This window comes from Endozoicomonas gorgoniicola (assembly GCF_025562715.2).
Lineage (GTDB): Bacteria > Pseudomonadota > Gammaproteobacteria > Pseudomonadales > Endozoicomonadaceae > Endozoicomonas_A > Endozoicomonas_A gorgoniicola.
This window is the reverse complement of the sequence record NZ_JAPFCC010000001.1, coordinates 527,921-552,381: the sequence shown is the minus strand read 5'-3', so window position 1 is coordinate 552,381 and position 24,461 is coordinate 527,921. Positions and strand designations below refer to the sequence as shown.

Annotated in this window: 26 protein-coding genes; 16 read left to right on the top strand and 10 right to left on the bottom strand. The window is 47.9% G+C overall.

The genetic code is table 11. The features are described 5' to 3' along the window. Positions 1–24: 24 nt before the first annotated feature. From NX722_RS28740 to NX722_RS28725, 4 genes are all read left to right on the top strand, one after another. The gene (locus tag NX722_RS28740) at positions 25–849 is read left to right on the top strand and encodes a C2H2-type zinc finger protein (RefSeq protein ID WP_407647953.1); all 825 of its coding nucleotides are present in this window, start codon (positions 25–27) and stop codon (positions 847–849) included. A 114-nt stretch (positions 850–963) separates the two neighbouring features. Next, complete coding sequence (locus NX722_RS28735) at positions 964–1,785, top strand: C2H2-type zinc finger protein (RefSeq protein ID WP_407647952.1); 822 nt, start codon at positions 964–966, stop codon at positions 1,783–1,785. A 137-nt stretch (positions 1,786–1,922) separates the two neighbouring features. Next, the gene (locus NX722_RS28730; RefSeq protein WP_407647951.1) at positions 1,923–2,729 is read left to right on the top strand and encodes a C2H2-type zinc finger protein; all 807 of its coding nucleotides are present in this window, start codon (positions 1,923–1,925) and stop codon (positions 2,727–2,729) included. A gap of 114 nt (positions 2,730–2,843) precedes the next feature. Beyond that, the gene (locus tag NX722_RS28725; RefSeq protein ID WP_407647950.1) at positions 2,844–3,698 is read left to right on the top strand and encodes a C2H2-type zinc finger protein; all 855 of its coding nucleotides are present in this window, start codon (positions 2,844–2,846) and stop codon (positions 3,696–3,698) included. A 7-nt stretch (positions 3,699–3,705) separates the two neighbouring features. Here the strand turns inward: NX722_RS28725 and NX722_RS02530 are convergent, their stop codons facing one another. The 4 genes from NX722_RS02530 to pdxB form a co-directional block, all read right to left on the bottom strand. Next, positions 3,706–4,095: an ACT domain-containing protein gene (locus NX722_RS02530; protein ID WP_262566582.1), complete on the bottom strand. Its 390-nt coding sequence runs from the start codon at positions 4,093–4,095 to the stop codon at positions 3,706–3,708. Beyond that, a complete protein-coding gene (locus NX722_RS02525) occupies positions 4,095–5,342 on the bottom strand; it encodes a sterol desaturase family protein (protein WP_262566581.1) in 1,248 nt (415 codons plus the stop codon). The genes NX722_RS02530 and NX722_RS02525 overlap by 1 nt, the downstream gene beginning before the upstream one ends. A gap of 158 nt (positions 5,343–5,500) precedes the next feature. Then, the gene (locus NX722_RS02520) at positions 5,501–6,625 is read right to left on the bottom strand and encodes an RNA-guided endonuclease InsQ/TnpB family protein (RefSeq protein WP_262565795.1); all 1,125 of its coding nucleotides are present in this window, start codon (positions 6,623–6,625) and stop codon (positions 5,501–5,503) included. A 106-nt stretch (positions 6,626–6,731) separates the two neighbouring features. Beyond that, positions 6,732–7,904, bottom strand: a complete 1,173-nt coding sequence (gene pdxB, locus NX722_RS02515) for a 4-phosphoerythronate dehydrogenase PdxB (protein ID WP_262566580.1) — start codon at positions 7,902–7,904, stop codon at positions 6,732–6,734. 224 nt (positions 7,905–8,128) lie between these two features. Between pdxB and NX722_RS02510 the strand changes: the two genes are divergently transcribed. The 3 genes from NX722_RS02510 to NX722_RS02500 all read left to right on the top strand — a co-directional run bounded on the left by NX722_RS02510 (position 8,129) and on the right by NX722_RS02500 (position 10,637). Then, positions 8,129–9,115, top strand: a complete 987-nt coding sequence (locus tag NX722_RS02510) for a DUF3080 domain-containing protein (RefSeq protein WP_262566579.1) — start codon at positions 8,129–8,131, stop codon at positions 9,113–9,115. An 81-nt stretch (positions 9,116–9,196) separates the two neighbouring features. Continuing rightward, positions 9,197–9,886, top strand: a complete 690-nt coding sequence (locus tag NX722_RS02505; protein WP_262566578.1) for a hypothetical protein — start codon at positions 9,197–9,199, stop codon at positions 9,884–9,886. Positions 9,887–9,953: 67 nt separating this feature from the next. Beyond that, positions 9,954–10,637 carry a hypothetical protein gene (locus tag NX722_RS02500; RefSeq protein ID WP_262566577.1) on the top strand — a complete coding sequence of 228 codons (684 nt, stop codon included), beginning with the start codon at positions 9,954–9,956 and terminating at the stop codon, positions 10,635–10,637. Between the two features lie 17 nt (positions 10,638–10,654). Here NX722_RS02500 and NX722_RS02495 read toward each other — a convergent pair whose 3' ends face one another. From NX722_RS02495 to tusA, 3 genes are all read right to left on the bottom strand, one after another. Further along, positions 10,655–11,512, bottom strand: a complete 858-nt coding sequence (locus NX722_RS02495; RefSeq protein ID WP_262566576.1) for a pirin family protein — start codon at positions 11,510–11,512, stop codon at positions 10,655–10,657. 34 nt (positions 11,513–11,546) lie between these two features. Further along, positions 11,547–12,149: an FMN-dependent NADH-azoreductase gene (locus NX722_RS02490; RefSeq protein WP_262566575.1), complete on the bottom strand. Its 603-nt coding sequence runs from the start codon at positions 12,147–12,149 to the stop codon at positions 11,547–11,549. Between the two features lie 232 nt (positions 12,150–12,381). Further along, positions 12,382–12,627, bottom strand: a complete 246-nt coding sequence (gene tusA, locus NX722_RS02485) for a sulfurtransferase TusA (RefSeq protein ID WP_262566574.1) — start codon at positions 12,625–12,627, stop codon at positions 12,382–12,384. 276 nt (positions 12,628–12,903) lie between these two features. Between tusA and NX722_RS02480 the strand changes: the two genes are divergently transcribed. Then, positions 12,904–13,821, top strand: coding sequence for a Dyp-type peroxidase (locus NX722_RS02480; protein WP_262566573.1), 918 nt, complete (start codon positions 12,904–12,906; stop codon positions 13,819–13,821). Between the two features lie 374 nt (positions 13,822–14,195). Here NX722_RS02480 and NX722_RS02475 read toward each other — a convergent pair whose 3' ends face one another. Beyond that, positions 14,196–15,557, bottom strand: a complete 1,362-nt coding sequence (locus NX722_RS02475; protein ID WP_262563664.1) for an IS110 family RNA-guided transposase — start codon at positions 15,555–15,557, stop codon at positions 14,196–14,198. Between the two features lie 235 nt (positions 15,558–15,792). Here NX722_RS02475 and NX722_RS02470 point away from each other — a divergent pair, with 235 nt between their 5' ends. From NX722_RS02470 to NX722_RS02460, 3 genes are all read left to right on the top strand, one after another. Continuing rightward, entirely contained in the window at positions 15,793–16,524 is a 732-nt protein-coding gene (locus NX722_RS02470) for a YopT-type cysteine protease domain-containing protein (RefSeq protein ID WP_262566572.1), read from the top strand. 273 nt (positions 16,525–16,797) lie between these two features. Then, positions 16,798–17,505 (top strand): hypothetical protein, encoded by a 708-nt coding sequence (locus NX722_RS02465; protein ID WP_262566571.1) that lies wholly within the window; start codon positions 16,798–16,800, stop codon positions 17,503–17,505. Positions 17,506–17,778: 273 nt separating this feature from the next. Continuing rightward, positions 17,779–18,486 carry a hypothetical protein gene (locus NX722_RS02460; protein ID WP_262566570.1) on the top strand — a complete coding sequence of 236 codons (708 nt, stop codon included), beginning with the start codon at positions 17,779–17,781 and terminating at the stop codon, positions 18,484–18,486. Here NX722_RS02460 and NX722_RS02455 read toward each other — a convergent pair. Continuing rightward, positions 18,473–18,613, bottom strand: a complete 141-nt coding sequence (locus NX722_RS02455) for a hypothetical protein (RefSeq protein ID WP_262566569.1) — start codon at positions 18,611–18,613, stop codon at positions 18,473–18,475. The two genes, NX722_RS02460 and NX722_RS02455, sit on opposite strands and share 14 nt — an antisense overlap. A gap of 29 nt (positions 18,614–18,642) precedes the next feature. Continuing rightward, positions 18,643–19,602, bottom strand: coding sequence for a TraB/GumN family protein (locus NX722_RS02450; protein ID WP_262566568.1), 960 nt, complete (start codon positions 19,600–19,602; stop codon positions 18,643–18,645). Positions 19,603–20,114: 512 nt separating this feature from the next. Here NX722_RS02450 and ccoN point away from each other — a divergent pair. The 5 genes from ccoN (at position 20,115) to NX722_RS02425 (ending at position 24,454) form a co-directional block, all read left to right on the top strand. Next, on the top strand, positions 20,115–21,566 hold the full coding sequence (gene ccoN / locus NX722_RS02445; RefSeq protein WP_262566567.1) for a cytochrome-c oxidase, cbb3-type subunit I: 1,452 nt from the start codon (positions 20,115–20,117) through the stop codon (positions 21,564–21,566). An 18-nt stretch (positions 21,567–21,584) separates the two neighbouring features. After that, the gene (ccoO, locus tag NX722_RS02440) at positions 21,585–22,196 is read left to right on the top strand and encodes a cytochrome-c oxidase, cbb3-type subunit II (protein ID WP_262566566.1); all 612 of its coding nucleotides are present in this window, start codon (positions 21,585–21,587) and stop codon (positions 22,194–22,196) included. 4 nt (positions 22,197–22,200) lie between these two features. Next, the gene (locus NX722_RS02435; RefSeq protein WP_262566565.1) at positions 22,201–22,422 is read left to right on the top strand and encodes a cbb3-type cytochrome oxidase subunit 3; all 222 of its coding nucleotides are present in this window, start codon (positions 22,201–22,203) and stop codon (positions 22,420–22,422) included. Further along, positions 22,419–23,321, top strand: a complete 903-nt coding sequence (gene ccoP / locus NX722_RS02430; RefSeq protein ID WP_322740906.1) for a cytochrome-c oxidase, cbb3-type subunit III — start codon at positions 22,419–22,421, stop codon at positions 23,319–23,321. The genes NX722_RS02435 and ccoP overlap by 4 nt, the downstream gene beginning before the upstream one ends. Positions 23,322–23,659: 338 nt before the next feature. After that, a complete protein-coding gene (locus tag NX722_RS02425; protein WP_262566564.1) occupies positions 23,660–24,454 on the top strand; it encodes a hypothetical protein in 795 nt (264 codons plus the stop codon). The last annotated feature ends 7 nt before the right edge of the window (positions 24,455–24,461 follow it).

Below are 24,461 nucleotides of genomic sequence, written 5' to 3'. Positions count from 1 at the left end.
TCCGGTCTACTATTTGCGTCTATTATGAAGCATGGAGTAGAAGGGTTAACTCTGATTCTTGTCACTTACACAGGAGTTTCAGGCATGCCGAAAACGCCGAAAACGCCGAAAATTTACGCCTGTGAAACGTGTGGGAAAATCTGCTCAGACTCGTCCGCTCTCGCAAAACATAGACGAATCCACTCGGATGAGAAGCCTTATAAATGCGGAGTATGCGGCATGCGTTTTCGTCGTTCTGATGGTCTCACCCGACATACACAAACCCATACCGATGCACGACTTTTTCCATGCGATGTATGCAACAAGGCTTTTAAAGACAATAGAGGCTTGAATCAACACAAGCGGACCCATACCGGTGCACGACCCTATGAGTGTAATGAGTGCGGTCGTAATTATACTCAATCATCCCATCTTAGGAGGCATGAAAAAACTCATGAAGAAGCCGGCCCCCATAAGTGTGAAATATGTGGTTGTCGTTTTAACCTAGAGTCCAATCTCTCCAGTCACCTGGTGACAGACCACTCTTATGCATCAACAAGCCAGTTTGTTACTGCGCATACACATCTGGAACCAGTGGGAATTGTCAGCGTAACAACCCAAACTACGGTAACTTCAGGTAGTATTTTAACTATAAGCACCGTCACATCACGGAAAGGAAGTGCCTATATGGTCACTAAAGAGACTGCTTCAGCCACTATAACAACCGCAACACAGGTATCAGGGCTAGTGACCACAGAGATTGCTCCAAACTCTAATTCCGTGAATATATTTGAAGAGATCATACCAGACTCTGAACTAGCTCTTTATGATTATGAGTCTGGCGATTCATTTAGTGACATTACCGATTGATCCATGCTTACCCGTTTTCCAGCAACCAGCCAATAACCAGTAATTGCACAGCAAACACAACCATTTCATATTGGAAGAGACTTGCCACAGTCCAGTCTACCATTTGCGTCTATTATGAAGCATGGAGTAGAAGGGTTAACTCTGATTCTTGTCCCTTACACAGGGGTTTCAGGCATGCCGAAAACGCCGAAAGCTTACATCTGTGATACGTGTGGGAGAACCCTCTCAGACTCGTCCGCTTTCAAAAAACATCAGCTAACCCACACGGGTGTTAAGCCTCATATTTGCGGAGTATGCGAAAAGCCTTTTGCTCGTGCTGATAGTCTCACCCGACATATGCGGACCCATACCAATGAACGACCTTTTCCATGCGATGTATGCAACAAGGCTTTTAGAAACCAGGGAGCCTTGGCTGAACACAGGCGGATCCATAGCGGTGTACGACCTTATGAGTGTGAAAAGTGCGATGCTGCTTTTACTCAATTAGCCCATCTTAGGGCTCATGAAAAAATTCATGAATCAACCTGCCCCCATAAGTGTAAAGCATGTGGTTGTCGTTTTAGACTAGAGTCCAATCTCTCCAGTCACCTGGTGACAGACCACTCTTATGCATCAACAAGCCAGTTTGTTACTGCGCATACACATCTGGAACCAGTGGGAATTGTCAGCGTAACAACCCAAACCACGGTAACTTCAGGTAGTACTATATCTATAAGCACCGTCACATCACGGAAAGGAGGTGCCTATACGGTCACTAAAGAGACTTCTTCAGCCACTATAACAACGGCAACACAGGAATCAGGGCTAGTGACCACAGAGATTACTCCAAACGTTCCAGGCTCTGATTCCAGGAATATATTTGAAGAGATCATACCAGACTCAGAACTAGCTCTTTATGATTATGAGTCTGACGATTCACTTAGTAACATTACCTAACATTACCTAACATTACCGATTGATCCATGCTTACCCGTTTTCCAGCAACCAGCCAATAACCAGTAATTGCACAGCAAACACAACCATTTCATATTGGAAGAGACTTGCCACAGTCCAGTCTACCATTTGCGTCTATTATGAAGCATGGAGTAGAAGGGTTAACTCTGATTCTTGTCCCTTACACAGGAGTTTCAGGCATGCCGAAAACTTACGTCTGTGATCAGTGTGGGCAAGTCCTCTCATGCTCATACGCTCTCAAAAGACATATACTAATCCACACGGGTGAGCGGAGTTTTATTTGCGAAGTATGCGGCATGCGTTTTCCTCGTGCTGATAGTCTCACCCGACATACACGAATCCATACCGGTGAACGACCTTATCCATGCGATGTATGCAACAAGGCTTTTAAAAACACGACAACCTTGGCTATACACAAGCGGATCCATACCGGTGAACGACCCTATAAGTGTAACGATTGCGCTGCTGATTTTACTCAATTAGCCCATCTTAGGAGGCATGAAATAATTCATGACGAAACCGGCCCCCTTCAGTGTGAAATATGTGGTTGTCGTTTTAACCTAGAGTCCAATCTCTCCAGTCACCAAGTGTCAAAACACTCTGATGCATCAACAAGCCAGTTTGTTACTGCGCATACACATCTGGAACCAGCGGGAATTGTCAGCGTAACAACCCAAACCACGGTAACTTCAAGTAGTACTATATCTATAAGCACCGTCACATCACGAAAAGGAGGTGCCTATACGGTCACTAAAAAGACTTCTTCAGCCACTATAACAACGGCAACACAGGGATCAGGGCTAGTGACCACAGAGATTGCTCCAAACTCTGATTCCGTGAATATATTTGAAGAGATCATACCAGACTCTGAACTAGCTCTTTATGATTATGAGTCTGGCGATTCATTTAGTGACATTGCCGATTGATCCATGCTTACCCGTTTTCCAGCAACCAGCCAATAACCAGTAATTGCACAGCAAACACAACCATTTCATATTGGAAGAGACTTGCCACAGTCCAGTCTACCATTTGCGTCTATTATGAAGCATGGAGTAGAAGGGTTAACTCTGATTCTTGTCCCTTACACAGGGGTTTCAGGCATGCCGAAAACGCCGAAAGCGCCGAAAACTTACGTCTGTGATACGTGTGGGCATGTCTGCACAGACCCGTCCGCTTTCAAAAGACATATACGAATCCACACGGGTGAGAAGGAGTTTGTTTGCGGAGTATGCGAAAAGCCTTTTGCTCGTGCTGATGCTCTCACCCGACATATGCGAACCCATACCAATGATCGACCTTATACATGCACAGAATGCAACAAGGCTTTTAGAAACAATGGAGCCTTGACTCAACACATGCGGAGCCATACCGGTGAACGACCTTATAAGTGTGAAAATTGCGATGCTGCTTTTACTCAATTAGCCCATCTTAGGAGGCATGAAAGAATTCATGCAACAAACGGCCCCCTTAAGTGTGAAGTATGTGGTTGTCGTTTTAACCTAGAGTCCAATCTCAGCAGGCACATGGTGTCAAACCACTCTGATCCATCAACAAGCCAGTTTGATGCATCAACAAGCCAGTTTGTTACTGCGCATACACATCTGGAACCAGTGGGAATTGTCAGCGTAACAACCCAAACCACGGTAACTTCAGGTAGTACTTTATCTATAAGCACCGTCACATCACGGAAAGGAAGTGCCTATATGGTCACTAAAGAGAGTGCTTCAGCCACTATAACAACGGCAACACAGAGATCAGGGCTAGTGACCACAGAGATTGCTCCAAACGTTCCAGGCCCTGATTCCGGGAATATATTTGAAGAGATAGCAGACTCTGAACTAGATGATCTTTATCTTTGTGAAACTGACGAGGCATTTAGTGACATTCCCGATTGATCCATGCTTACCCGTTTTCCAGTATATAGCCTGCACTATTGAGAGCCATGCAAGCCTGACTCAACTGCTTTGACTTCACTAACACATAATCCGTGTCGTACGTAGAAAGGGCAAACAGGCTGACATCCGCTTCAGCCAGTGCAGTGGCCAATCCTGCCAGAATGCCAGTCAGTGAAAAATCCAGAGGGCCAGTCACCTTCAATGCCGACCAGTCCGTCTCCGCCTGATCTGAATTCAAAGAGAGAGAAGACTCACAGACTATCGACAGTTCATCATCTGTTCGCATCACTGAATAGATCTCACTGTTCAGCACTTCTGGGGGAACAGGGTTGTCAATAGCAAAGCGATGAACCGAAAACGTTTGCCGTAAAACCGACAACTTCAATGGCGTTGACATTATACTTCCCGGGGTTTCTGTAAATGAACCTGAGCACTTTCGCTATATTGAATCCTGCTCAGTACCAGTAATGAAATTACAACCAGTACGCACAGCAGCCACCACAAACTGGCCGACACATCGAGTTGCAAGTGCGTAACGCCCAAAGCTGCTGCAACGGCAGCAAAACGTCCCGCTTCCAGAATAACCAGCTTTTTGCTTTTTTCCAGCAGCCAGCCAATAACCAGTAATTGCACAGCAAACACAACCACCCAGAGCGTATTAAACCACATGGGCATCAAGTGATAACTGCTCATCAGTGCCAGAGTTGCAACGATCATCAGGGCAAAATGGAAGGCAGCATAAAACATAAGGGAGTGGGCGACAGCGGGTTTGTAATTCTCATAGGCATGGATGTCCGGCATTTTCATGGGGGTTGCCACATCGGACGGACGATAGCCGGTTTTGCGAAACCACAGGGTCAGCTTATCCTTCCAGCTTCTGGTTGCCCTGCAATCTTGCCACAGTTCGACGTACAGCTGCAAGTTTGCCCATAGAGGATTCCAGCTGCGTAATGGTTTCAGAGTGCCGTAACGAATGGGTTCATACTGTTCATCCTCTTCCTCAAAGGTACCGAAGAGACGGTCCCAGAGAATAAAAACCCCACCATAATTTTTATCCAGATAACGTCGGTTTTTGCCGTGATGAACCCGGTGGTTGGAGGGCGTAACAAAGAACCATTCAAACCAGCCCAGTTTTGGCACATGACGGGTATGAACCCAGAACTGGTACAACAGATTAATAAGACCCACCGTAAAAAAGACCACCGGCGGAATACCCACCACCGCCATCGGCACATAAAACAACCAGCCAAAAATAAAGCCGCTGCTGGTTTGTCGGAGGGCTGTCGTCAGGTTGTACTCTTCGCTCTGATGATGCACCGCATGGGCTGCCCAGAGGACATTAATTTCATGCCCCATGCGATGAGTCCAGTAATAACAGAGGTCATAAAAAAGAAATCCAAACACCCAGACCCACAGGGATTCAACACTCATATCCCACAGGGCAAACACGCTGAACAGTCCTGCATAAATCGTCACACTGACGATTTTGGTCAGAATGCCGGATGTGATACTGATCATTCCGGCACTCAGACTGTTAATCGCGTCACTGAACCGGTAATAATCTTTTTTTCTGACGATTGTGACGATGATCTCAATGGCAATCAGCAGTATGAAAACCGGGATAGCAAAAACGATATAGTCCACGACATTGACCCATTATTTTTATTTTCTGTATTGTCTATGAAAATATAATGTTCAGCACCCGTTTTCATCAATTGACATCCTCCCCGCCCTGAAGGACGGGGATTCCTGTTCGTCACCAAACAGACTTCCTGCTTCGACACGCCTTCTCTAGATTGCAGCTAGGCTGCAACCCCCGTTCCAGTCGCTCCACAGGCCAACCCCGCCAGCCCGGCGGTTTTGATATTGATTGCCGCATTAATATCCCTGTCGTGAAGGGTATTGCACTTCGGGCATTTCCATTCACGGATAGACAACGGCAAACTTTCATGGATGAATCCGCAACTGGAGCAACGCCTGGAGCTGGGAAAGAATCGGTCTATCTGAACAACAATCCTTTCTGCCCACTCGGCTTTGTACTGCAACTGCCGTACAAATTCACCCCAGTTTGCATCAGCTATATGCTTTGCCAGTTTTGGATTTTTGATCATGCCTTTCACATTCAGGGACTCTACACAAACAACTTGGTTCTCGTTAATTAGTTTGCGGGATGCTTTATGAGTAGCATCCATCCGGCAATCAGCTATTTTCGCATGAAGGCGGGCAACCTTGAGCTTTGCTTTAGCTCGGTTGTTACTGCTTTTCTGCTTTTTCACCAGCTTACGCTGAAGGTAGGCGAGCTTTTGCTCGTAGCGCTTGGTGTGTCTTGGATTACCGGATTTTTGGCCGTCTGAAGTGACGAACAGATCATTTAAGCCTAAATCAATGCCCACTGTCTTGTTAGAAATAGGCATTGGTTTAGCTTCAAACTCGCACAGCATGGATACAAAGTAGCGTCCAGCTCTGTCTTTGCTGATGGTTATGCTGGTAGGCTCTGACGATAGCTCTCTGCTCCAGCGGATATTCAAAGGCTCTTTGCTTTTAGCTATGAATAGCTGACCTTCTTTGTACTTGAAAGCAGAAGCGGCAAAAGTAGCACTCTGCTTTGCGTGTCTCTTTTTGAAAGTGGGGTATTTCGCCCGACCTTCCCAGAAGTTTTTGAAGGCGGTTTGCTGGTGTCGTAGTGCTTGCTGAACAGGTACAGAAGAAACATCTTTCAACCACTGGTACTCAGGGTTCTTTTTCAGCTCTGTAAGCTGCTTCGAGGCGGCATTGTAATTAATACTACAACCATTGTTGTAGTACTCATCAGTACGCCAGCGAAGGATATGGTTGTAAACGAACCGAATACAGCCAAACGTCTGAGCAAGCAAGGTTTCCTGCTCAGGCGTTGGGTAAAATCTGTATTTGAAAGCTCGTTTATTCATGCTTACAAGTTTATATCAAAAAATGTAAAATCTTCAAGTATCTTCTATAAGCAGTCTTCCAGACTGCTCGCTATCCATCCCCGCACTAAAAGTACGGGGTTTTCCGCTAGTTTCGATAAAAACCCATTGCCTGCAAACGTTGCTGTACCGCCTGACTGGCATGGCTGGCATCAATATTCAAGGTGCTGAACTCCCGACGCTCTGAATAATTTTTACGCATAAAGTCAAAAGCCAGACTGCGCGCTTCCGGCTCCATTTTCAGCAGACGACGCATCAGGGCATCATCACGGCGAATGTCATAGGTGGCACGCATAGCGACCGAGGTGGCCTGGTTAGCATCGACGGTATTGGTAAATTCCAGTTTCATAAGCGACGGCAACGGCGTAAGGTCCTGCTGTGAGGTTCGGGCAGGCAAACCCAGAAAACGACACAGCGCCTGGTAGACCATAACGGTTCCTGTGATTTTGCCATCCAGACTATAACCAGCAATATGGGGCGTGGCGATATCCACCAGCTCCAGTAACTCAGGATCAACTTCCGGCTCATGTTCCCAGACATCCAGCACCACGCTGAGATCATCCCGGGTCTTCAGAACATTCAGCAATGCCTGGTTGTCTACCACAGCCCCCCGCCCGGCATTAATCAATACACTGCCGTGCTTCATAGCCAGCAACTGTTGCTCACCCATCAAATGGTAAGTCGGGTAATCGCCCGAGGTGGTCAGCGGTGTATGCAGGGCAATGACATCGCAACGTTCAAGCAATTCATCCAGCTCCACCAGCTCAACCCCTGTTTCAGGTTCCAGCAGAGGGTCGTTTGCCATAACCGTTACGCCCAGCGCCTGCAAAGCCCGGTAGAGACGACCTCCCACCTGCCCCTTGCCAACAATGCCAACCGTACGATTGGTTATGCAGTAACCGTCCCGCTCCGCCAGTATATCCAGTGCGCACAACACATACTCCACGACCGAACGGGCATTGCAGCCAGGCGCACTGGAAAACTCAATGCCCTGCGCTTTCAGGGCTGGCCGATCAACATGGTCAAAGCCTGCCGTACAGGTTCCGACAAATTTCAGGGAACTGTTCTGTACCAGTTCTTTATTCACCCGGGTGACAGAACGAACCACCAGCACATCTGCATCGACCAGATCATCTGCAGAAAGACTGCGCCCCGGTAAAGTCACCACATTACCCAGCTCTGCAAAGCATTCCCGTACCAGTGGAATGTTTTCGTCGGCCACGATTTTTAAGGCAGCCGGTTTTACAACATCAGATTTCATAACAGCAGGATCACCCTCAGTAAAGAAAGCGATACTAACGTCCTATTTATTATCTGGAAAGCCACTACCCAGAAGCGATGACTATAAAACAGCCACAAGCTAATAGTGGATATTGAGAACATGTTGTAGGATAAATTCATCCTCTGGTCGAATTTCTGAACATGATCCGCTTCCTGCTACCGCTGTTACTGCTTCTTCTTTCAGGCTGCCAGCCTGGCAATCCAATGGATGATTTACTGGATGACTACCTGAAACGAATCAGCCGTGTCACCGAAATAGACCCCGCCCCTCACAAAACGGCTCATGACCCGGCGCTGCCCCCCCTGAAAGAACGCATTTACGACATTCCCGATATTCGTATGAAGGTTCTGGCTGCCCTGGATTTACTTGAATGCCCTAGACTGAGCAAGGTGGTGGCTTACCGCAACAGCAGCCTGGGCCGACAGATGCTGCCATCCCAGCGCCTGAATTATGAAAAAGAGCTACTCAACGAACTGACTGCCTGTATTCAATACCTGCAGGAAGCTGAACCTGATTCAACGATTCTGCCGGAACTGCAAAGCATCACACTGCGTAAACAGGAGCAGCTCCCGGCCATTCGCTGGAACGCCCTGTTTGGTCATGTAGAACTGGCAAAGCAGCTGACTCTTAGCCCTGAATCATTGCCGGATGAACAAACCGGTCAGGCCGGAACGCTGAACACTCTGCTGTACCTGAACCACTATCTGCCTGACCAGACCCTTTCAGCGCCTTACAAAAAAGCTGAATTGGAACAACACCTGCAACAGCTGGTTGCCTCACACTACAGTGGGCAGCTGATTCGGTCGGTCATACAACTGACTGACACGCTGAGTGCAGTGGCTTATCTACTGGAAACCCGCCTTAAACAACGCCCCCTGTGTCCCAATGGTCGCCTGATGCCCACCGCAGAACGTTTGCGGAATGTATTCCACCTGCTCTACGCCAGCCAGGTACAAGCTTATCTGAGCCGTATCGACCGGGAAGGCAGTGCGTGGCGATCTGCCATGAAGCAGCTGCTTCAGCAACTACCGCCTCCGCCCTCTGAGCCTATGCGAGCTTATCTGCAACAGATCACTTCTGACCAGTCTCCGGTAGGCATCTGGTACCGACTTGACCAGTCAGTAAAGCGCCATACCTCGGCCTGGCAGTCTGTACTGGGTGAGTGCAACCTCATGCCGACCGCGCGTTAACTTACCCTGTTGTATGCCGATACTCTTTCCTGTGAGCAGCTTACCTTTTTCGCCAGGCAGGTTTCAGGAGACAGGGCATTTATGGATAACAAGCCAGTAGAGAATACCAATGTCATTGATCTTTTTACCCGCAAGCCACTTGATGAAAACGAATCCAGCAAAATAATACGACTGGCACCGGAAATGGACGGCATGGAAATGCTGTACAGCAACGATGCCAACCCCGGCAAATTGTTCAGTATGAAAATTTTATGCTGGGCGCTCAGCAAAGACGGCAATGTTGATGCCATGGTTCCCTGGCTGAACCGGCTGGTGCCTGCCAGAGAACTGAACGACCCGCTGAATGGCCACTGGGAAGGCTATTACGACAGTTTTCACGAGCTTGCCTATTTCGAGCCGCCTGAACACAAGGTAGCGGAACTGGAAAGTGCTGCCAGCTTTTATCACATCGACAGCGAAGACCCGGAACTCGCCCTTCAGGAAATAAACGACAACATTGGTACCCACGCGATTTTATCAGAAGACAGTTTCAAGACAGTTGTTCTGGTTCATGTCACCAGCTGGCGACTGTTTAATGATGGCCGGATACTGGCGATGGTAGCCAACGAAGAAGAAGTTGATACAACCCCTATTCTGGCAGGTGATGAGTGCCTGTATCCTGCTCAGGATCATGAAAACTTCCGCTATTTCTTTCACCATATTATTGCCAATAAAATTAAAAAAGGTGATCCCGATGCCATTTCGGCGTTTACCAAACTGGTGGACGAATAAATTATTTCAGCAAGACCGCTTTGCTATGCTGGCATCAGGATAACATGCGTCCGAAGTAGTATATGTGATGAAATTAGAAGAGCTGATCAAACACTATAATGGTCACCGTGTATGGAAGTTCTCACATCGCGAATTTGCCTCACTGGGTGGTTCAACGAATGGGCTTTGTACAGCACTGTGTGCCAGCTGGATAAGGTATCACTCGCAAAATGATAGTCTGGTCAACTACATCGATTCTGAAAAAAAGCCCTATCTGAATGAACAGCTTGCCAGGTATATGGCACGTTTAAATTGTTTTTTTAACCCACAGGGCTTTCATGAACCCGAGTTGAAGCTGTTTTTTCAAATGCATGGACTTATGCCTCTTTACAGTAGCCATGAACGGACGGTTTTATCCTTTCCGGAAGAAGAAGTGCTGGAAAGAGTGGGCTATAGAAAAAAAAGGGAGACCTATTACAAAAGATATGACCCGCATATTGAGGCTCGGATCACCCATTCATTAACCGGATTGAGTAACTGCTATGCCGTCATATTATTTCAGTCAGCTCAGTATGCGCATACGATCTGTATTTGGCTCGGCACAGCCTATGGCAAGGTTGGGGATGCCAATCTGTTTGATACAAACCTGGGAGAAATATGGTTTAGCGACCGTCAGGATTTTATCCGTTTTTTTCCAGATTTCTTCAACACATTTTACAAGCCTAAAGGCTACAGCCATGGCTGGTATGTACTCCCTTTTGCACCAGTCTGATCTGAAAACTTGCATAACTATTTGGCAATCAACTCTCCTGCTCTGTACTCCTGAAACGCCTGCTCAATTTCTTCGCGAGTATTCATGACAAAAGGCCCGGACTGAACCACGGGTTCATTCAACGGCTCTCCTGCCAGCACCAAAAATCCACTCTGTTCACTGGCGGTCAGTTCAAGATCTCCCGACTCACTTAGCACCGCAAGCGTTGACTGCCCTACGGAAATAACCGAATCACTGCCTGCAACATTTACTACCCCCTGATAAACGTAAATCATGGCTTTGCTTAGCGTAACAGGCAGTACCACCCGGTCACCGGCTTCCATCTGAACATCAAGCATCAGCGCCTGAGTTTCCTGCCGAACCACCGGTGCCTGCACCTGAATGTCATTGTTCTTTAGTGAACCCACCAGTACACGACACTTGCCTTCAGGCAGTGGCCACTCAGGGATTGCTTCACGATCAATATCCAGGTATTGCGGATCATCCATCTTTGCCCGGCGGGGCATATTCAACCAGACCTGGAAACCGTGCAGACGATCCTGCTCAGGTAACGGCATTTCTGAGTGAATCACGCCACGACCCGATTTCATCCACTGTATGCCTCCATTTCCTACCTCGCGACGATTCCCCATATGATCCTCATGCCGGAAACCACCGACCAGCATGCAGGAAATCGTCTCTATCCCTCTGTGGGGATGGGGAGGAAAGCCTCCTCCGAGAGCCTCTTTATGATCCGCTTTTAACTCATCCAGCATAAGAAACGGGTCCATCAGCTGGTGCGGCGGCTGACTCATAATCCGCTTCAACTGCACCCCTGCCCCATCGGAAGCAGGTACTGCGTCGACACTATGAATAACGCTTCTTGTGCTATTCATTTAAACCACCCATTCATTTAAACCACCCATTCATTTAAACCACCAGTCGATCAATGCTTTGTGCTGCGTCTTGCAGGGCTTTTTCACGAGCATCGTCGCCCATTGCCAGCCCCTCAGCATAAACAAACTGAATATCGTCTATGCCCAGAAAAGACAGAAAGTCGGTGACATAATGGGTTTCCGTGTCTTTTGAAGTGCCTTTATAGAGCCCCCCACGGGTCGTCAGCACATAAGCCTTTTTACCCTGCAGTAAACCAACAGCGCCCTTGTCCGTGTATTTGAAAGTAATACCTGCCCGGGCAACATAATCGAAGTAAGCTTTCAGGGTCGAAGGGATACCAAAGTTATACATAGGCAGACCCAGCACCAGAATATCGGCGCGTTGCAGCTCATCAATCAGACCATCAGACAACTCTGCCGCACGCTTCTGGCTATCGGTACGCTCATCAGGTTGTACTACAAACCCCTGAAAACTGTCTGCATCAAGGTGTGGCACAGGCTTTGCCGCAAGATCCCGATGAATGATTTCAGAGTCCGGCTGTCTCTGCTGCAGTCGCTCAATAAATGTCTGCGTCAGCTTTGAGGACTGACCCTCCTGACCAAACAGGCTTGAAGTGATTTTCAGGATGGTTTTCATGGTGTGCTCCTGTAAGCAGTGTTGTATTTTTTATTACCTTACCCATTAATTTATCGTCGATTTTTACGATTTAAAAGACGAATTATTCGCCCCAATCTATCTAAATTTTAGAAATAATAATGACTGGCAATCAGGAAGGCATTGGCGGTTACAGGTGGGTTTTGAAAAGCGCAAATGGATGAAAGAGGGGGGGAACTACCACTGGCAAGCCCCCATTACGCTGCAATGGTATTTATTCCGCTGCTTTGCGAATCATATAGATGTACTGCTTGTTGGCTTCTTCACTGTGCAGCAACTCATGATCCAGAAAATTACAGAACTTTGGAATATCGCGCTGGGTAGACGGGTCCGTAGCGATCACCTTCACCACTTCACCGGCTATCATGTCCCGAACCTTATTATGCAACATCATGACCGGTTCCGGACACAGCAGACCACAGGTATCGAGTTCATGTTGTACTTCAATATGCTCTGACACAGACTATCCTCAAAATTACTGCCCGGCTCCATTACCAAAATAAACCAGCGACCGGCAAACCATAAGCCGTGATTTCCGTACTCAGTGAATGCACCCGGCATGCAGAAAGAGCGCTATTGTAACGATCAGCTGATCAGGTTGCACCCTGCCCAGACGTACTGTCGAAAAAGTACGTAAACGCCTTACCTGAAGGTTTATTTTATTGACCCTCAGCATGGTTATTAACACCTAAAGCTCATACAGTGTTCGGTTGGACACACGAATCAGGGACAACCCATGCACACTCCTCAGTCAGGCATTACTCCGGAAGCCAATACCGATGCATTGTTTCTTACTTTGCTGATGAACAAAGACCCTGCCAGTCTGGACCGCATCCGACAGACCAGTGCCATCATTCCTGAAATGACAACTAAACTGGCTGAACAGTACCCGGATGCCCGCCTGTCATCCACCGTCAGCTTTGGCAGCAGCGCCTGGGACTTACTCTACCCTCAGTCCCGCCCGAAATCCCTGCGCCCGTTCCCTGAAATAGAAGATGAAGAACGCCTGGCACCCGCCACAGCAGGAGACATTCTGCTACACATCCGCGCCAATCGCCGTGATGTTGTGTTCCAGCTGATGCATGACATCCTTGAGCAGTTTGGCAAGAGCATCTCGGTTGAAGAAGAAGTGTCCGGTTTCCGTTATCTGGATTCCAGAGACCTGACCGGATTTGTCGACGGTACAGAAAACCCGACTGGCGACAGTCGTGCCAGTGTTGCCCTGGTGGGTGAAGAAGACTCAGACTTTGCCGCAGGCAGTTATATTCATACACAGCGCTACATCCACCACCTGCATCAGTGGAACGAGCAGCCTGTTCCAGAGCAGGAAAAAATCATCGGTCGTACCAAAGCAGACAATATTGAGTTCAATCGCGAAGAAAAAGCACCGACCGCCCACGTAAAACGCGCCAACATAAAAGACGCAGACGGCAAAGGCATGGAAATCCTGCGTCACAGCATGCCATACGGCAACAGCAAGGAAGCCGGACTGCTCTTTGCTTCCTACTGCCGTACCCCGCTGCACTTTGAGCTGATGCTTGAAGCCATGATGAAAGCCGACGAGGCCGGACACTATGACCACCTGATGAACTTCTCTACCGCAGTGACAGGCTGTGCCTTCTTTGCGCCTTCTGTAGAGTTTTTAAAGAGTTAGATGATGACAGCCCTGACTGATAAACCAAACCCCACTTGAAACCAGTGGGTTTATAATTGTCGTTTTGCCGTCATTCCCGCGAAAGCGGGAATCTACCACGAACAGTGGATCCCCGCCTTCGCGGGGATGACGATAGGGGCAATCATAAACCTTATGTTTCAAATGAGTTTTGGTATATAAACGTCACCGCTCTACTATCTTGACGTGGGTGGCTGACAGTGTGAGCTTGTGTCTATGAAGTACCATCATTTGCTTCATTTGCCCGATATGGGAAAGGCCGATTTGTTTGGCTGGTACAGGGCCAATCTGTATTCGAGGTGTATAGACAATGGAGCTTCTGAGTAACTCCTTCGGGACTAGTTATTTGCATAGAGTCAAGATGGTGAGGCTGTTTCAATTTCGACCAGTTTGTAACCCATGTCTTCAGCGCGCTTTCTCATGTTTTTAATGACTCGGTCACGGTATTGCTCCTCGTAGTAATCCTGACCTCTATCTACGTACTCTGAGCCGTTTTTCAGCATGCTGTAAATCAGCCGGGCAAGTTTATGTGCAGTCGCTGTAATCGCTTTTGGTGCCCCCAGCTTACTTCTCATTCGACGATAATAGGCTCCCAGCGCACTTTTCGAACTCACCAGAGTCAGTGCAGCCATACGCAGAGCAGAAGCGGCCCGGTTAGGGATTCTTTTGGTCTTGCTGCTCAACACTTTGCCTCCTGATATCTTGTTTCCCGGGCTCAGTCCCAGCCAGGAACAAAAGTGCTTCACTGTCGGCCAGCGACTCATGTCTGTACCAATTTCAGAAACTACCTTCAGGGCGGTATTTTCCTCTATTCCCTCAATCGATGTCAGATCTACCCCTGTCACCCGGTAAAGGTGAGTTCTTACATCAAAAGCAGGGGCGCTGGCTGATTTGCGTTTTGCAGGCAGAGAGATACTCTCGGACTTATCATCAAACTGGTTCAACTGGTCTTCCAATGCCTTGTCACAAGCTTCAATTTGCTTTTCGTAAAAATCATAAAGCTCAACAGACTGCTTTAAGGCAAATAGGTGTTCCACCCGGTAATGCCCATGCAGTGACTTAGCAATGACTTTCTCTGATTTTTTACAATGAGAGTCCCGGTGTTTGGCCAGTACCTCTGGGTCACGCTCTCCCGCGAGAATGGAGAGAATGATACCCATCCCCGTTTTGCCAGTGATATCCGCAACGACATTGTCCAACAACAGGTTCATTTGCCGTAAAGCTTTCTGCATGTGCTGTATGTGCGACGCCCGGTAACGGATCAGGGTTTCACGCTGACGCATATAGGCACGCAAGGCACACACCTGATCTTCAGGGCGAAAAGCTCCCTCAAGCAGGCCATGAGTATGCAGTTGTTGTAACCACTGACAGTCCTGCACATCACTTTTACGACCAGGGACGTTTTTAACATGACGAGCATTCACCAGTTTGACGTCAAGGCCGTGCTCTTCAAGCATTTCGAAAGCGGGAATCCAATAGATTCCGGTAGACTCCATGACCACGGTCGTAATTCCGATTTTCACGAGCCATTGAGTCATCATTTCGAGATCAGAGGTAAAGCAGGCAAAAGACCGAACCGACTGTTCATCGAGCTCTTTAGGGACAGCAACAAAGTGGAACTCTGAACCAATATCAATGCCTGCAGCATAGAGGTTCACGGTTTTTAGATGGCCAGATATCCGCTTTTGAACTTTAGCCGGATTTGGGTTGTGTTTCATGACTGCGTTCCTACACTACTGAACGAAGGCATATCCGGGTATGGGGCTGTCGATCATATGCAGTCTTCTGAACGAGATCGCCAGGCGTCATCAGTGATGCGGTCGCCAGCCTCCCGACCACGCTAAACTTCGGGCAAGAGCACCAGTGTGCGTTCGGTCTCTGGCTCGGATATGCCTCCTTCCTTATCGTAGGACGAAGAATTGAGGTTGGCAGCTAAGAGTTACTCTGGGTTGTGTGCCCGCCGGGCGGGCTAGTCCGCTAAACAGAAACTACCTGATCAGAAAATATAATGGTCGCCGTGCGTGGGAGTTTTCACAAGCAGATTTTTCCTCTCTGGGGGGGCAACCAGCTGGAGTTTGTGTAGCACTGTGCGCTAACTGGATAAGATATCATTCGCAGAATGACAGCCTGGCCAATTACATCGGCTCCAAAAAAAAGGAATATTTGAATACATTACTTGCCAAAGAGATGGCACGTTTAAATAATTTTATGAACCATCAGGGTCGGCGCTATGATAACTCCAGGTTAGAGCTGTTTTTTAAAATGCACGGCATTTTCCCTCTTTACAGCAGCCGTGAACATACCATTCTATCGTACCCAGAAGAAGAGATACTGGAAAAAATAGCCTATAGAAAAAAAAGGGAGATTCTCCACGAGGAGTATCAACCCGATATTGAGACTCAGATAACCAGTGCATTAATCGGGTTGGGTAACTGCTATGCCATCATAACTTTTTATGCCGGTTATAATGGACATACCATTTGTGTCTGGCTTGGCTGGTACCGTGACCAGGGTGGAGATGCCTGCATGTTCGATCCAAACTTGGGAGAAGCGTGGTTTAGCAACCGTCAGGACTTCATCTGCTTTTTTCCAGAATACTTCAGAAAGTGTTACAAACCTGATGGCTTAATCGATAAATGGCAGGTAATCCCCTTAGCACCAGCCTTACCTCTAACTCAATCTTAGCCTGCGGCAACCCTGCCAGCACCAGAAATCCGCTCTGTTCACTACCGCAGTGACAGGCTGTGCCTTCTTTGCGCCTTCTGTAGAGTTTTTAAAGAGTTAGATGATAACAGCCCTGACTGGTATAAACGTCACCGCTCTACTATCTTGACGTGGGTGGCTGACAGTGTGAGCTTGTGTCTATGAAGTACCATCATTTGCTTCATTTGCCCGATATGGGAAAGGCCGATTTGTTTGGCTGGTACAGGGTCAATCTGTATTCGAGGTGTATAGACAATGGAGTCAAACTTAAACTACCTGATCAGAGAATATAATGGTCACCGTGTGTGGCGGTTTTCACAAAAAGATTTTTCCTCTCTGGGGGGGGAACCAGCTGGAGTTTGTGTAGCACTGTGCGCTAACTGGATAAGATATCATTCGCATAATGACAGCCTGGCCAATTACATCGACCCCGAAAAAAAGGAATATTTGAATACATTACTTGCCAAAGAGATGGCACGTTTAAATAATTTTATTAACCATAGGGGCTATGATAGCTACTGGTTAAAGCTGTTTTTTGAAATGCACGGCATTTTCCCTCTTTACAGCAGCCGTGAATCAACCCTTCTATCGTACCCAGAAGAAGAGATACTGGAAAATATAGCCTATAGCAAAAAAAGGGAGATTTACCACAAGGAGTATCAACCCGATATTGAGGCTCATATAACCAGTGCATTAATCGGGTTGGGTAACTGCTATGCCATCATAACTTTTTGGGCCGGCTTTAATGCACATACCATTTGTGTCTGGCTTGGCTGGTACCGTGACCAGGGTGGAGATGCCTGCCTGTTCGATCCAAACGCGGGAGAAGCGTGGTTTAACAACCGTCAGGACTTCATCTGCTTTTTTCCACAATACTTCAGAAAGTATTACAAACCCCTTGGCTACATGGATAGATGGCAGGTAATCCCCTTTGCACCAGCCTTACCTCTCACTCAATCTTAGCCTGCGGCAACCCTGCCAGCACCAGAAGTCCGCTCTGTTCACTACCGCAGTGACGGGCTGTGCTTTCTTTGCGCCTTCTGTAGAGTTTTTAAAGAGTTAGATGATGACAGCCCTGACTGGTATAAACGTCACCGCTCTACTATCTTGACGTGAGTGGCTGACAGTGTGAGCTTGTGTCTATGAAGTACCATCATTTGCTTCATTTGCCCGATATGGGAAAGGCCGATTTGTTTGGCTGGTACAGGGCCAATCTGTATTCGAGGTGTATAGACAATGGAGTCAAACTTAAACTACCTGATCAGACAACATAATGGCCACCGTGTGTGGCAGTTTTCACACGCAGATTTTGCCTCTCTGGGGGGGCGACCAACTGGAGTTTGTGTAGCACTGTGCGCTAACTGGATAAGATATCATTCGCAGAATGACAGCCTGGCCAATTACATCGGCCCCCCAAAAAAGGAATATTTGAATACATTACTTGCCAAAGAGATGGCACGTTTAAATAATTTTTTTAACCATCCGCACTATGATAGCTCCAAGTTAGAGCTGTTTTTTGAAATGCACGGCATTTTCCCTCTTTACAGCAGCCGTGAACAAACCATTCTATCGTACCCGGAAGCAGAGATACTGGAAAAAAGAGCCTATAGAAAAAAAAGGGAGATTTTCCACAAGGAGTATCAACCCGATATTGAGACTCATATAACCAGTGCATTAATCGGGTTGAGTAACTGCTATGCCATCATAACTTTTGATACCGGTTATAGGTCACATACAATTTGTGTCTGGCTTGGCCGGTCCAGTGACCAGGCTGGAGATGCCTGCCTGTTCGATGCAAACATGGGAGAAGCGTGGTTTAGCAACCGTCAGGACTTCATCTGCTTTTTTCCACAATACTTCAGAAAGTATTACAAACCCCTTGGCTTCATGGATAAATGGCAGCTAATCCCCTTTGCACCAGCCGTACCTCTCACTCAATCTTAGCCTGCGGCAACCCTGCCAGCACCAGAAGTCCGCTCTGTTCACTGGCCGTCAGCGTTGACTCCCCGATGAAAATGACAGAATCACTTCCTGCAACATTCACCACACCCTGATAAATATCAAATAACATCACCTATCAGCATTCATGCGACTTCAGAATCAGTCATCAGTAACTGGCTCTACGTTGAACCCCTGCTTCCTGATCAGATTAACTAATCCTGTTTCTCCTGCTAAATGATAAAAACCGACAACAAACAGAACACTGCTACGACTATTCAATAGCTCCTTAACTTTGGACATCCAGCATAAATTCCTGTACTTAAGTGAAAACTTATCTTCTGTTTGCTCCTGATATCTTTCAACCCAGTCCAAAATGAGATTTGTTTCGATTCCATTATCGAATAAAAAATTCTCAGAACTATCAAGACTGCTAAAGTATCGGATTGCCATCCCTGTTATTATGAACTTCAGTTCTTCATCATCCACTTGTGCTAACATCGGCTTCCTGGCTTTAATCCAGTTCAGTAGACGGAGCCGCTGATAGCCCGGACTAAAAGTTTCTTCATACCTTAATGCTTCATACCCTTCCAGTGCCGTTACTGATTTACCCTGATCCAACGAATAGTTCGCGATAACCATATCGACAGCGCTGCCTGAAAAAAGCAATTCCGACTGTCCCTGAAGGCCTTCATTCAGAAAGAAACCTGGGTTAAAGCAGAATGCATTTTGTGTAATCTCTGAATCCTGGCCATAGATTTCTGCTACTCTGGCCTGGAAAGCAGTAAACTCAGATTCACTCAGATACAAGCCTGCACCCTGAGTACAATCAATTCTGGCTGGCTCTGGGGCGTTTTCATTAACCTCCGGGATATCAAACACGAATGGATTTTCTAAAGCGACCCGGCTGACACTATGAATGGCTTCCTTCAGTTTTGGAAAACTTTTGAAAAGTTTTTCTTCCGGCACCCCCAGATGAGCCGAGCCAAACAGGTAGCCTCTGATCTGTTGATGATTATCTGTGATTTTCCAGAGCTTAGAACTAATATTACTTTCCGGGTAAACCAGTCCCGAGCACAACAATACTAATAAGCCAGCAAGTCGAATAAGAGTCGCTTTCATAGTAACACCTCCCCTTGAATAGTTTTCATAGAGGGTTTGACTCTGAGTATTTCAAGAAGTTTGCCTGTAAGAAGGAAAGTGTTATGAAAACTGACCTATTGGTTATGACTCAAGTTTTCAGGGAGTCGGATCTGGTAGTAGCAATTCTGCTCAGGACAACCGTCATAGTGGCAACTGTGAAAGGTGGGGAATAAAATTTGGGTATAACCCGTAGCTAACCACATACCAATTCTGTATTATTGCCTCGGGTTTACCGAATCTTTGCACAGAACTGTTAACAGAACTGTTATTAGTATCGTGCAAAAAGCCGGACATGACTCAGGACCGGAGAATAATAAGAAGTGCGTTAGTACCGATCCAGAGACACAGTCTCCGGGACGTTATCATAAGAACACGAGAGCACCGCAATTCATGGGTCACTCCTGACCTAAATTGACATATATCAATACTCCAGACCTGCGTATTACCCACAATAACCGAATAATAAGTACAAACCGAAGGTAACACGGAGTATGAGCACTGTTTTGCTACAGCCCGCTTACAACGATTCTCCTTATAACTACAAGGTTGTCAGGCAGTTTGCCCTTATGGCAGTGGTCTGGGCTATCGTAGGAATGGGCGTCGGACTGTTCATCGCCACACAGATGGTTTTTCCCGAACTCAACCTTAACCTGCCCTGGACCAGTTTTGGCCGACTGCGACCACTGCATACGAATGCCGTTATCTTTGCCTTTGGTGGCTGCGTGCTATTTGCCACCTCGTACTACGTTGTTCAACGCACCTGTCAGACGACACTGGCATTACCCGGGCTGGCTGCTTTTACCTTCTGGGGCTGGCAACTGGTCATTGTTCTGGCGGCCATCACCCTGCCTATGGGCCTGACATCTTCAAAAGAGTACGCCGAACTGGAATGGCCCATTGACATCCTGATTACTATTGTCTGGGTGTCGTATGCCCTGGTGTTCTTCGGCACCATCATGAAGCGCAAGGCAAGACATATCTATGTGGCAAACTGGTTCTTTGGTGCCTTCATCATCACCGTTGCGGTTCTGCACGTGGTGAACAGTGCCGCCATTCCCGTTACCCTGACCAAATCCTATTCCGCTTACGCCGGTGCCATGGATGCCATGATCCAGTGGTGGTACGGACACAATGCGGTAGGCTTTTTCCTGACTGCGGGCTTCCTTGGCATGATGTATTACTTTGTTCCCAAGCAGGCTGAACGTCCGGTTTACTCCTACCGGCTGTCCATCGTTCATTTCTGGGCGCTGATTGCCATCTACATCTGGGCAGGTCCACACCACCTGCACTACACCGCGCTGCCAGACTGGGCGCAAAGCCTGGGTATGGTCATGTCACTGATTCTTCTGGCACCGTCCTGGGGCGGCATGATCAACGGTATCATGACCCTGTCCGGAGCCTGGCACAAACTGCGCACCGACCCGATTCTGCGTTTCCTGGTGGTCTCCCTGTCCTTCTATGGCATGTCCACCTTTGAAGGTCCGATGATGGCGATCAAAACCGTCAACGCCCTGTCCCACTATACCGACTGGACCATCGGCCATGTTCACTCCGGCGCCCTTGGCTGGGTTGCCATGGTGTCCTTCGGCTCCCTCTATCACCTGATTCCACGGGTGTACGGTCGTGAACAGATGTACAGCGTAGCCCTCATTAATGCGCACTTCTGGCTGGCGACGATTGGCACTGTGTTGTATGTCGTTGCCATGTGGGTAAACGGCATCATGCAAGGTTTGATGTGGCGGGCAGTGAACAACGACGGCACCCTGACCTACAGCTTTATTGAATCAGTGGTCGCCAGCGAGTTTGGCTACATCGTTCGAGCCATTGGCGGTGCCTTCTTTGTCGCCGGAGTCCTGATCATGGCTTACAACGTTTACCGCACCAGTCAGCAACCGGCTCTGGATACTGAAGCTGATGCCAGTACCGAGCCTCAGGCCGTCTGAGCAAGGAGGATCATCACCATGACAAAACATGAGATTGTTGAAAAGAATATTGGCCTGATGGTGCTGCTGATTGTGGTGGCGATCAGTTTTGGCGGCCTGGTTGAAATTGTCCCCCTGTTCTTCCAGAAAGAGACCACTCAGCCTGTTGCCGGGCTGAAACCTTATACCCCGCTGCAACTCGAAGGGCGTGATATTTATATCCGTGAAGGCTGCGTCGGCTGCCATTCGCAAATGGTCCGCCCCTTGCGTGCTGAAGTTGAACGTTACGGCCATTACTCAGTGGCTGGCGAATCCGTTTACGAATTTCCGTTCCTGTGGGGCTCCAAGCGAACCGGGCCAGACCTCGCGAGGGTTGGCGGTCGTTACTCCGATGAATGGCACAGGGCTCATCTTTACAACCCGAGAGATGTTGTTCCTGAATCCATAATGCCTGCTTACCCATGGTTAAACGAAAACACTCTGGACGGTCAATTAACCGCCAGAAAAATGGAAGCCATGCGCACGCTGGGTGTGCCCTATTCCGATGAGGATATAGCCGGAGCGGCTGTCCGGGTAAAAGGCAACACAGAAATGGACGCCCTTGTGGCTTATCTGCAATCACTCGGCACAACCATTACAACAAAACGGTAACACCATGGACATCAATGACATCAGAGGACTTGCCACCGTTCTGGCCATGGTGGCGTTCCTTTCCGTCACTTACTGGGCTTACAGCGGTCGCAAGCAAAAAGATTTCGAAGAAGCCGCACACCTGCCATTTGCAGATGAAGACGACCCTGACAGTCGACACAACAAAAATAACGGTCTGCAAACAGGTGATTCACGGATGAACAATAAAGGAGGGGTATCACAATGATGAGTAGTTTCTGGAGTGGTTGGATCATCGTACTTACCCTGATCTGTCTTGTTCTGGTGATCTGGCTACTGTTCGCCACCCGCAAAACGCAACGACGCGACCTGACCGAAGAAACCACCGGGCATAATTATGATGGTATTGAAGAACTGGATAACCCGATGCCGCACTGGTGGTTCATGCTGTTTGTTGCCACGCTGGTTTTTTCTGCAGCGTATCTGCTGCTCTATCCGGGCATGGGCAGCTGGAAGGGTTTTTTGGGCTGGACGTCCACCGGCGAACTGGAGCGGAATCAGGAAAAACACGACAGACGCTATGTACCACTGTTTGCCCAGTACGCCAAAACCCCCATTGAGCAACTGGTTGAAAACCCTAAAGCCCTGAAAATGGGTCAGCGTATCTTTCTCAACAACTGTGCGCTCTGTCATGGTTCCGATGCCGGAGGAGCTTTTGGCTTCCCCAGCCTGAGCGATGATGACTGGTTGTATGGTGGCGAGCCTGCAAACATCAAAACAAGCATTATGGAAGGGCGAAACGGGCAGATGCCTGCCTGGGGAGCCGTGATTGGTGAAAGAGGGGTACAGGATGTTTCCACGTTTATCCGCTATCAGGTAGGGCTGGTTGGCCAGATAGACGACTCAGTACTGAACAATGGCCAGAAAATTTATAACGACACCTGTTCAATTTGCCATGGCCCGAACGGAGAAGGTAACAAAGCCCTGGGTGCTCCCAATCTGGTCGATGGCATCTGGTTGTACGGCTCCAGCCAGACAGAGATTGAATATACCGTTCGAAACGGCCGAAATGGTGTAATGCCCGCCTGGAAGCATATTCTCGGAGAAGAAAAAGTGCATCTGGTTTCTACTTATGTCTATAGCCTTAGAGAAGGGAAAATAAAGTAGTACACGACTTCACTGTGTTTGACCTGCTGGTTGGGACGAGCGGGAGGCGACTCCCGACCTACAGATCAAACTTACCGAAACGTACTCAAAAGCCGGTACTTGAAGCGGTAAAACCTGAATTTGTCATCTAACCTTCAATCCCGTGATGACTTTTCCTACTGAAGAACTTTCCCCCAGTCTGCTTAAATACATAGTCAGGCAACAAGAATCGGTTGCCCGGCTGTTGCCTGAACAATAAGAAAGTCATTGGCAGATATTGGTTATTAGACGGGAAAAAATAAATTGAGAGAGTGGTGAATCATTGGGTGAATTTCAGGTAGAGTTCAGGACAGTTCTATATGAAGAAAGAGCAGTTTACAGAGCTGGTATCAGGTCACGCCATGGACGGGTTATCTCTGGCGGCATTAGTTGTCGATCAGCTGACCGGTACAAGCATTGGTACTATGGTTGGAAGTGGTATTGAAAACATTGCCGAGGCAGCTGGAGGCTCTGAGCCGGCAAGAACTCCTAACCCTCTTTTCATAGCACAGGGACACGACTTTGACGGCTTCTCAGAATTAGTTCGACAGTATTTTGTCAACAGAAAGCTCAAAAAAATAGGTGGTGGTTTTTTATCAGCGGTAGGAAATGTTGGCTCACTTGTCACGCAAGTCAATACCACCGGTATTGCCCGTCATGCAAGGGCCGAGACTAAAACAATCGCTCACATTGCCAGATTAAAGCAGCTCTCCAGCCGATTCAGTCAAAGCGAATACCTGACTCAACTATGCGCTGTGCTTCTTAAGATGAAAGAGCTAAAAGTCATCAGCCGAGGTGGTCAGCTTGCGGCTGATTGCATTCCAATATCGATTGCCAGTGGTGTGATAGGGGCAGCCAGTGGTATTGGCGGCAACATTGTGGCAAACAGATACGGCAGCCTGGTGTTACACACCTCAATACTATTACATTGGCGAGCCTTTCAGGAATCACAGTTAAGCTCTACATTTGGTGGTAGTGGGCCAGCCACGGAGATGGTACATGAATTATTTGGCCAGACTCTGCGCAGAGATACCCCTGACTGGTCAACAGTAGATGGCTATATTCGCGACCCGGCAGGGTGGGCTGTTATTCAGGATAAAATTAACCTGATTTGATATTGGC